Origin of the sequence: Mycobacterium scrofulaceum, assembly GCF_002086735.1 — a bacterium.
In the GTDB taxonomy this organism is placed as follows: Bacteria; Actinomycetota; Actinomycetes; order Mycobacteriales; family Mycobacteriaceae; genus Mycobacterium; species Mycobacterium scrofulaceum.
This window is the reverse complement of record NZ_MVIJ01000025.1, coordinates 73,730-82,490: the sequence shown is the minus strand read 5'-3', so window position 1 is coordinate 82,490 and position 8,761 is coordinate 73,730. Positions and strand designations below refer to the sequence as shown.

General features: G+C 71.0%; 11 protein-coding genes. 2 read left to right on the top strand and 9 right to left on the bottom strand.

Translation table 11 applies throughout. The features are described from left to right. Positions 1 to 79: 79 nt before the first annotated feature. Positions 80 to 535 (top strand): peroxiredoxin, encoded by a 456-nt coding sequence (locus BST44_RS17120; protein WP_083178301.1) that lies wholly within the window; start codon positions 80 to 82, stop codon positions 533 to 535. 3 nt (positions 536 to 538) lie between these two features. Here BST44_RS17120 and BST44_RS17115 read toward each other — a convergent pair whose 3' ends face one another. Further along, positions 539 to 1,630, bottom strand: a complete 1,092-nt coding sequence (locus BST44_RS17115) for a calcium:cation antiporter (RefSeq protein ID WP_083178300.1) — start codon at positions 1,628 to 1,630, stop codon at positions 539 to 541. A gap of 269 nt (positions 1,631 to 1,899) precedes the next feature. Between BST44_RS17115 and BST44_RS17110 the strand changes: the two genes are divergently transcribed. Further along, positions 1,900 to 2,256: a WhiB family transcriptional regulator gene (locus BST44_RS17110; RefSeq protein WP_083178299.1), complete on the top strand. Its 357-nt coding sequence runs from the start codon at positions 1,900 to 1,902 to the stop codon at positions 2,254 to 2,256. A gap of 24 nt (positions 2,257 to 2,280) precedes the next feature. On the opposite strand, the gene hisI is transcribed toward BST44_RS17110, so the two are convergent. From hisI to hisD, 8 genes are all read right to left on the bottom strand, one after another. Continuing rightward, entirely contained in the window at positions 2,281 to 2,628 is a 348-nt protein-coding gene (gene hisI / locus BST44_RS17105; protein WP_083178298.1) for a phosphoribosyl-AMP cyclohydrolase, read from the bottom strand. Continuing rightward, the gene (gene hisF, locus BST44_RS17100; RefSeq protein ID WP_083178297.1) at positions 2,625 to 3,410 is read right to left on the bottom strand and encodes an imidazole glycerol phosphate synthase subunit HisF; all 786 of its coding nucleotides are present in this window, start codon (positions 3,408 to 3,410) and stop codon (positions 2,625 to 2,627) included. Before hisF ends, hisI begins: the two co-directional genes overlap by 4 nt. A 1-nt stretch (position 3,411) precedes the next feature. Next, a complete protein-coding gene (locus BST44_RS17095; protein WP_083178296.1) occupies positions 3,412 to 4,212 on the bottom strand; it encodes an inositol monophosphatase family protein in 801 nt (266 codons plus the stop codon). Between the two features lie 7 nt (positions 4,213 to 4,219). Beyond that, complete coding sequence (gene priA, locus BST44_RS17090; RefSeq protein ID WP_083178295.1) at positions 4,220 to 4,951, bottom strand: bifunctional 1-(5-phosphoribosyl)-5-((5-phosphoribosylamino)methylideneamino)imidazole-4-carboxamide isomerase/phosphoribosylanthranilate isomerase PriA; 732 nt, start codon at positions 4,949 to 4,951, stop codon at positions 4,220 to 4,222. 82 nt (positions 4,952 to 5,033) lie between these two features. Next, positions 5,034 to 5,654 (bottom strand): imidazole glycerol phosphate synthase subunit HisH, encoded by a 621-nt coding sequence (hisH, locus tag BST44_RS17085; RefSeq protein ID WP_083178294.1) that lies wholly within the window; start codon positions 5,652 to 5,654, stop codon positions 5,034 to 5,036. Beyond that, entirely contained in the window at positions 5,651 to 6,271 is a 621-nt protein-coding gene (hisB, locus tag BST44_RS17080; RefSeq protein WP_083178293.1) for an imidazoleglycerol-phosphate dehydratase HisB, read from the bottom strand. Before hisB ends, hisH begins: the two co-directional genes overlap by 4 nt. Beyond that, positions 6,268 to 7,404: a histidinol-phosphate transaminase gene (locus tag BST44_RS17075; RefSeq protein WP_083178292.1), complete on the bottom strand. Its 1,137-nt coding sequence runs from the start codon at positions 7,402 to 7,404 to the stop codon at positions 6,268 to 6,270. The genes hisB and BST44_RS17075 overlap by 4 nt, the downstream gene beginning before the upstream one ends. Then, the gene (gene hisD, locus BST44_RS17070; RefSeq protein WP_167380218.1) at positions 7,401 to 8,717 is read right to left on the bottom strand and encodes a histidinol dehydrogenase; all 1,317 of its coding nucleotides are present in this window, start codon (positions 8,715 to 8,717) and stop codon (positions 7,401 to 7,403) included. Before hisD ends, BST44_RS17075 begins: the two co-directional genes overlap by 4 nt. Positions 8,718 to 8,761 lie beyond the last annotated feature (44 nt).

Here is an 8,761-nt window from a genome sequence, read left to right as displayed (position 1 = left end):
TGTTCCATCACCTCCACACCGACCACAACATCCGAACAAAGCCTTGCCAACCGGCAGCGGCTTGACATAGGAGAAACGCATGAAACCTGGTGACACCGTCGCGGACTTCGAACTTCCCGATCAGACGGGGACGCCGCGCAAACTCAGCGACCTGCTCGCCGGCGGGCCCGTGGTGCTGTTCTTCTACCCCGCCGCGATGACGCCGGGCTGCACCAAGGAGGCCTGCCATTTCCGGGACCTGGGGGCCGAATTCGCCGCCGCGGGCGCCCAGCGCGTGGGCATCAGCGCCGATCCGGTGGCCAAGCAGGCCAAGTTCGCCGACATGCAGAAGTTCGACTACCCGCTGCTGTCGGACGCCGAGGGCACCGTCGCCGCTCAGTTCGGCGTCAAGCGCGGCCTGCTGGGCAAGCTGATGCCGGTCAAGCGCACCACCTTCGTCATCGACACCGATCGCACGGTGCTCAACGTCATCTCCAGCGAGTTCAACATGGACACCCACGCCGACAAGGCGTTGGCGACGCTGCGCGCCCGGTGAGCGTCAGGGGCTGATCGCCAGGAACACGTAGGCGGCGAGCAGCACCAGGTGCAGCTCGCCCTGTAGGCGGGTCGCCCGGCCGGGGATGACCGTCAGCATGCTGATCACGACGGTGAGCGCGAGCAGCACCAACTGGATGGCGCCCAGGCCGAGCACCAGGGGTCCCTTCAGCCAGATCGACGCCAGCGCGATCGCCGGGATGGTCAGCCCGATGCTGGCCATCGCCGACCCATAGGCCAGGTTCAGGCTGGTCTGGATGCGGCCCTGCCGTGCCGCGCGCACCGCCGATAGGGTTTCGGGCAACAACACCAGCGCGGCGATCACCACGCCGACGAAGGACTGCGGGAAACCCACCGCGGTCACCGCGCTCTCGAGAGCCGGCGACTCCTCCTCGGCCAGGCCCACCACCGCGACCAGCGCGACAAGCAGGAGCCCCAGGCTGCCCAGCGCCGCGCTGCGGCTGGGCGGGTCCGCATGGCTTTCGTCCTCGAACAGTCGTTTCTGGCCCTTCTGGGCGACCGGCAGGAAGAAGTCGCGGTGCCGCACCGTCTGCGTGAAGACGAAGACGAGGTACAGCAGCAGCGAGGCCACCGCCGCGAAGGTGAGCTGCCCGGGCGAGAACTCCTTGCCCGAGCCGCTGGTGGTGAACGCGGGCAGCACCATGCTCAGCGTCGCCAGGGTGGTGACCGTGGCCAGCGCGGCGCCGCTGCCCTCGGCGTTGAACAGCGTGACGCCGTAGCGCCGGGAGCCCAGCAGCAGCGACAGCCCCGCGATGCCGTTGGTGGTGATCATCACCGCCGCAAACACCGTGTCCCTGGCCAGGGTCGCGGCCTCGTTGCCCCCGGACGCCATCAGCTCGACGATGAGCGCCACCTCGATCACCGTCACCGCGGCCGCGAGCACCAGCGACCCGAACGGCTCGCCGACCCGGGCCGCGACCACCTCCGCGTGGTGCACCGCGGCCAGCACGGCGCCGATCAGAAACGCCGCCGCCAAGGCCACCAGCGCCGGTCCCAGCTTCTCGCCCCAGATGGCCGCCAACATGCCGACGGCAAGCAGCGGTACGGCCGCGGTCCACGACACCCGTCTCAACATCGACCGCCATTCTCTTCGAACGCACGCGATCCGGCGACTCCTGCGCGCCCGACCGCGGTCCCGGTTCGCCGGGTCGGGCGACGACGGGTCCGCAACGACCCTTGAGCCGAAAGTCCTCGGACGGTTGCGACAAAAGCCCCTACGTTTCGGGCGACCGCGTTTCGTACGGTCGCAACATTCGCCTCAGGGTTGCACGGGCTCGGCCGGAGGAAAGTCAAGAGCATATCCGAGCGCTGCGCATCAGCACGGCCGGAGCGAAGGGGGAAGCGATGTTAGCGTCCCGGATCGCCGCATCAATCGGCACCGACAATTCAGCACGCAACCATCTCCGCAGCGCGGAGGCCGAGGACCGCGCCGCCTGGGTTTCGAAAGCGCTCTGTCGCACCGGCGACCCGGACGGGTTGTTCGCGCGCGGCGCCGCGCAGAGGAAGGCCACCGCGATCTGCCGGCACTGCCCGGTAATCCTCGAGTGCGGCGCCGAAGCTCTGGACAACCGGGTCGAGTGGGGCGTCTGGGGCGGGATGACCGAACGCCAGCGCCGGGCCCTGCTCAGGCAGCACTCCGACGTGGTGTCCTGGGCGGAATTCTTGGCCGCCGCCCAGCGCCGGCAGCGCACCGCGAATTAGTGCCATCGGTTGTGCGCCGAGGCCCTAGCCTTCCGGGTGCAGCAGCATATCGGCGTCGAAGCAGCTGTGGTCCCCGGTGTGGCAGGCGCCGCCCACCTGGTCGACCGTCAGCAGCACGGTGTCGCCGTCGCAGTCCAGCCGCACCGAATGCACGTGTTGCGTGTGCCCGGACGTCGCGCCCTTGACCCACTGCTCGCCGCGGGAGCGCGAATAGTACGTCGCCTCACGGGTTTCCAGGGTGCGCGCCAGGGCGGCGTCATCCATCCAGGCGACCATCAGCACGTCGCCGGTGCCGCGCTCCTGCACGACGGCGGTGAACAGCCCGTCGGCGTTGCGCTTCAGCCGCGCGGCGATCTGCGGATCCAGCGTCATCGCACCGTGATCCCCTCGGCGGCCATCGCCGCCTTCACCTGGCCGATGGTCAGCTCGCGGAAGTGAAAGACGCTCGCCGCCAGCACCGCATCGGCGCCGGCGGCCACCGCGGGCGCGAAGTGCTCGGCCGCGCCCGCACCGCCGCTGGCGATCACCGGCACCGTGACCGCCGAGCGCACCGCCTGCAGCATGGGCAGGTCGAATCCGGCCTTGGTGCCGTCGGCGTCCATCGAGTTCAGCAGGATCTCCCCCACGCCCAGATCGGCGCCGCGCGAGGCCCATTCGACGGCGTCGATTCCCGTTCCTCGGCGCCCGCCGTGGGTGGTGACCTCCCACCCGGACGGGGTCGGCACCGATTCCGGAGGGACCGTGCGGGCGTCGACCGACAGCACGATGCATTGCGAGCCGAATTGCCTTGCCATTTCCTCCAACAGGTCGGGCCGGGCGATCGCGGCCGTGTTGATCGAAACCTTGTCGGCGCCCGCGCGCAGCAGGACGTCGACGTCGGCCACCGTGCGGACCCCGCCGCCGACGGTCAGCGGGATGAACACCTGCTCGGCCGTGCGGCGCACCACGTCCAGCATGGTGGCCCTACCCGACGACGAGGCGGTGACGTCGAGGAAGGTGAGTTCGTCGGCGCCCTCGGCGTCGTACGCTGCGGCCAGCTCGACGGGATCGCCCGCGTCGCGCAGGTTCTCGAAGTTGACCCCCTTGACGACGCGGCCGGCGTCGACGTCCAGGCACGGAATGACCCGCACCGCAAGGCCGTTGCCGGAAGTCATGTCAGTAGTCCTCCGGCCGGCCCGTGCTGCGCAGAACCTCGAGTATCTCGGCGTGCGCGCGGGTCCCCGCGGCCAGCGCGGAATCCGACGCGGGTGTCCACGGGTCGCCGTGCACGTCGGTGACGACGCCGCCCGCCGCCCGCACCAGTGCGACGCCGGCGGCGTGGTCCCATACGTGGCCACCGAAACTGATCGAGCCCCCGAGCACTCCGTCGGCGACGTAGGCGAGGTCGAGCCCGGTGGAACCGTGCATGCGCAGCCGGGAGGAGACCCGGCTCAGGTTCTCCAGCACCGCGATCCGGTAACGCCCCGGGAACCGGCCCCGGGCGTCCGCGCTGAACGAGCCGGCGCCGATCAGGGCGTCGGCCAGGTCGATGTGGGCCAGCGGCGGCTGTGCGACACCGTTTTTCAGCAACGGCCCGCCCACCACCGCGGTGTAGCGCTGGTCGACGAACGGCAGCCAGGTCAGCCCGGCGACCGGGTCGCCGCGGTGCAGCAGGCCCAGCAGGATCCCCGCCATCGGCGAGCCGGCCGCGTAGTTGAACGTGCCGTCGACGGGGTCGAGCACCCACACCCATTCCGAGTCGACGTCGGTGCCGCCGAACTCCTCGCCGTGCACGCCGATTCCGGTGGCCTCCGACAGCGCGGCGACCACCTGCCGCTCGATCGCGAGGTCCACGTCGGTGGCGAAATCGTTGCCCTTCTTCTGGACGGCCGAATCGGCGCGATGGCCGGCGAGGAACGGCTCGGTGGCGTCGTCGAGGATCGTCGACGCCGTCTGCACCAACGCGTCCAGGTCCATGGCCGCCCTACCCCGCGACCGCGGCCAGCGCCTGCGGCAGCGTGAACCGCCCGGCGTAGAGGGCTTTGCCGACGATGGCGCCCTCGACCCCGCGGTCGGTGAGGGTGGCGATCGCGCGCAGGTCGTCCAGGCTCGACACGCCGCCGGACGCGATCACCGGGGCGTCGGTGCGGTCGGCGACCGCGGCCAGCAGGTCGAGGTTGGGTCCGCCGAGCGTGCCGTCCTTGGTGACGTCGGTGACCACGAAGCGCGAACAGCCCTCGCCGTCAAGGCGTTCCAGCACCTCCCACAGGTCGCCGCCGTCGGTTTCCCAGCCGCGTCCGCGCAACCGGTGCGCGCCGTCGACGATTTGGACGTCCAGGCCGACGGCGACCTTGTCGCCATGCTCGCCTATCGCGCGGGCGCACCATTGCGGGTTCTCCAGCGCCGCCGTGCCCAGGTTGACCCGGGCGCAGCCGGTGGCCAGCGCCGCGGCCAGCGAATCGTCGTCCCGGATCCCGCCGGACAGCTCCACCCGCACGTCCAGCTTGCCCACCACCTCGGCGAGCAGTTCGCGGTTCGAGCCCCGCCCGAACGCCGCGTCCAAGTCGACCAGGTGGATCCATTCCGCGCCGTCGCGCTGCCAGCCCAGCGCCGCGTCCAGCGCCGAGCCGTACTCGGTTTCGCTGCCGGCCTTGCCCTGGACCAGCCGCACGGCGCGGCCCTCGACCACGTCGACCGCGGGCAACAAGATCAACACGCTTTCTCCTTCGCGCCGAGACTGCAACTGGCGACGCACCCTCTCGACATTCGCGTAGCGGAATACAGTTTCGCGGAGGGCATCACAGTGCCTCCACCCAGTTACGCAGCACCGCGGCACCGGCGTCGCCACTCTTTTCCGGGTGAAACTGGGTCGCCGACAGCGGCCCTTGCTCGACGGCGGCCAGAAACGGCACCCCGTGGGTGGCCCAGGTGAGCACGGCGTCGGGCGAGCCCTCCCAGCGCTGCGCGGCGTAGGAGTGCACGAAATAAAACCGGGTGTCGGCGTCCAGGCCCTTGAACAGGGTGCTGCCGGCCCCGGCGTCGACCACGTTCCAGCCCATGTGCGGGATCACCGGCGCATCCAGCCGGGTGACCTCTCCCGGCCACTGGCCGCAACCCGTTGTCTGCACGCCGAATTCGATGCCGCTGTCGAAGAGGATCTGCATGCCGACGCAGACCCCCAACACCGGGCGGCCTGCGGCGACCCGGTCGGCGATGATGCGGTCCCCGTGCACCCGGCGCAGGCCGGTCATGCACGCTTCGAAGGCGCCCACGCCGGGCACCACCAGCCCGTCGGCGGCCGCCGCGGCGTCGGGGTCGGCGGTCACCTCGACCGACGCGCCCGCCCGCTGCAACGCGCGCTGGGCCGACCGCAAATTGCCGGAGCCGTAATCCAGGACGACGACGGATGGTTGCGTCACAGAACACCTTTGGTGGACGGCACGTCCGACACCCGGGGATCGGGCTCGACGGCCTGGCGCAACGCGCGGGCCACCGCCTTGTACTGCGCCTCGGTGATGTGGTGCGGGTCGCGCCCATACAGGACACGCACGTGCAGCGCGATGCGGGCATTCATGGCCAGCGACTCGAACACGTGCCGGTTGATGACCGTGTGGTAGGGCACCGAGCTACCCGCAATGGTGGTGTGCTGCAAGTGATCCGGCTCACCGGTGTGCACACAATAGGGCCGGCCGGACACGTCGACGGCGGCGTGGGCCAGCGTCTCGTCCATCGGGATGAAGGCGTCGCCGAACCGGCGGATGCCGCGCTTGTCGCCCAGCGCCCGGTCGAGCGCCTGCCCCAACGCGATCGCGGTGTCCTCGATGGTGTGGTGGCCCTCGATTTCGACGTCGCCCTTCGTGCGGACGGTCAGGTCGAAGCTGGCGTGGGTGCCCAGCGCCGTCAGCATGTGGTCGTAGAACGGCACACCGGTGTCGACCTGGACCCGCCCGGTGCCGTCGAGGTCGAGCTCGATGACGATGTCGGATTCCTTGGTGCGGCGCTCGATACGCGCGCGCCGGGTGGCAACGGTGGTCACGGGGCTCCTACTGGGGTGGCTGGGGCCATTTCGGTGGCGGCGATCTGCGCGCTGGCCCGCAGGAACGCGTCGTTCTCCTCGGCCAGCCCCGTCGTGGCGCGCAGGTAACCGGGGATCCCGACGTCGCGGATCAGGACGCCGGCGTCCAGGTAGCGCTGCCAGGTGGCCGGGGCGTCGGCGAATTCACCGAACAGCACGAAGTTCGCGTCGCTGGGGATCACCCGGAAACCCATGCCGCTCAACGCTTTCGTGACGCGCTCGCGTTCGGCGATCAGGGTGGCGACGCTCCCCAGGGTGTCGTCGGCGTGACGCAGGGCGGCCCGGGCCGCGGCCTGGGTGACCGACGACAGGTGGTAGGGCAGCCGCACCAGCAGCATCGCGTCGATCACCGCGGGCGTGGCGATCAGGTACCCGAGCCGCCCGCCGGCGAAGGCGAACGCCTTGCTCATGGTGCGGGTGACGATGAGCTTGGCCGGATACTCCCGCACCAGCCCCGCGGCGCTGGGCTGCGAGGAGAACTCGCCGTAGGCCTCGTCGACGATCAGGATGCCCGGCACCGCGTCGAGCAGCCGCCGCAGATCCGGCAGCGAAACGCTCTGCCCGGACGGGTTGTTGGGGCTGGCGATGAAGACCACGTCGGGCCGGCGCTCGGCGATGGCGGCGACGGCGGCGTCGACGTCCAGGCTGAAGTCGTCGGCGCGAACCCCCTCCAGCCACTCGGTGCGGGTGGCGTCGGAGATGATCGGGTGCATCGAGTAGGACGGGACGAAACCGATGGCGGTGCGCCCGGGCCCGCCGAAGGCCTGCAGTAGCTGTTGCAGGATCTCGTTGGATCCGTTTGCCGCCCAGACGTTTTCCAGCCCGAGTGGGACGCCGGTCTGGGCGGTGAGGTAGGCGGCCAGGTCGCTTCTCAGGTCCATCGCGTCCCGGTCGGGATAGCGATGCAGGTCGGCGGCCGCCTCGGCCACCGACCGCACCACGTCGTCCACCAGCGCCCGGCTGGGCGGGTGCGGGTTCTCGTTGGTGTTCAGCCGCACCGGCACCGCCAATTGCGGTGCGCCGTAGGGCGATTTGCCGCGCAGGTCGTCGCGCAGCGGCAGGTCGTCGAGGGTGGGTTCCCTGGCTTCGGTCATCGCTCGAACCTCCGCCGGATCGCCTCGCCGTGCGCCGGCAGGTCCTCGGCCTTGGCCAGCGTGACCACGTGCCCCGAGACGTCCTTGAGCGCGGCCTCGGTGTAGTCGACGACGTGGATGCCGCGCAGGAAGGTCTGCACCGACAGGCCGCTGGAGTGCCGGGCCGAGCCGGCGGTCGGCAGCACGTGATTGGACCCGGCGCAGTAGTCGCCGAGGCTCACCGGCGAGTACGGTCCGACGAAAATGGCTCCGGCCGAACGGATCCGGCCGGCGACATCCGCCGCGTCGACGGTCTGGATCTCCAGGTGTTCGGCGGCGTAGGCGTTGACCACCTGGACGCCGGCGTCCAGGTCGTCGACCAGGATGATCGCCGACTGGCGGCCACCGAGCGCGGCGGCCACCCGGTCGCGGTGCACGGTCGTGCGCAACTGCGTGGCCACCTCGGTGTCGGTGGCGGCGGCCAGCTCCGCGCTGGGCGTGACCAGCACGCTGCCCGCCATCTCGTCGTGTTCGGCCTGGCTGATCAGGTCGGCGGCCACGTGGGCGGGGTCGGCGGAGTGGTCGGCGAGGATGGCGATCTCGGTCGGGCCGGCCTCGGCGTCGATACCCACCCGGGAGCGGCACAGTCGCTTGGCGGCGGTGACGTAGATGTTGCCCGGCCCGGTGATCATGTCGACCGGCGCCAGCTCCTGCCCGTCCGTGTCGGTGCCGCCGTAGGCCAGCAGCGCCACCGCCTGCGCGCCGCCGACCGCCCACACCTCATCGACCCCGAGCAACCGGGCGGCGGCCAGGATCGTCGGATGCGGCAGGCCGCCAAAACGCGCCTGCGGCGGGCTGGCGACCACCAGCGAGTCGACCCCGGCAACCTGGGCGGGGACCACGTTCATCACCACACTGGACGGATAAACCGCGTTGCCGCCGGGCACGTACAGGCCCACCCGCTCGACGGGGACCCACCGTTCGGTGACCGTCGCGCCCGGGCCCAGGGTGGTGGTGACGTCGGCGCGCCGCTGGTCGGCGTGCACGGCGCGGGCGCGTTCGATCATCACCCGCAGGGCCTCGACCACGTCGGGCGCCAGCCCGTCCAGCGCCGCCCGCAGCGCCGCCCCGGGCACCCGGACGGCCGCGGGCCGCACGCCGTCGAACGATTCCCCGAACTCCAGCGCCGCCTCGGCGCCGCGCTCGGCGACGGCCTGCACGATCGGCCGCACCTTGGGCAGCACGCTCTCCACATCGGCGCCCCCGCGAGGCAGCGCCGACCGCAGCAGCGCAGGCGTCAGCTCGACGCCCCGCAGGTCGATGCGGGCCATCACTTGTGCCGAAGGGGTACTCATCGCCTCCATTGTCCCAGAGCAAC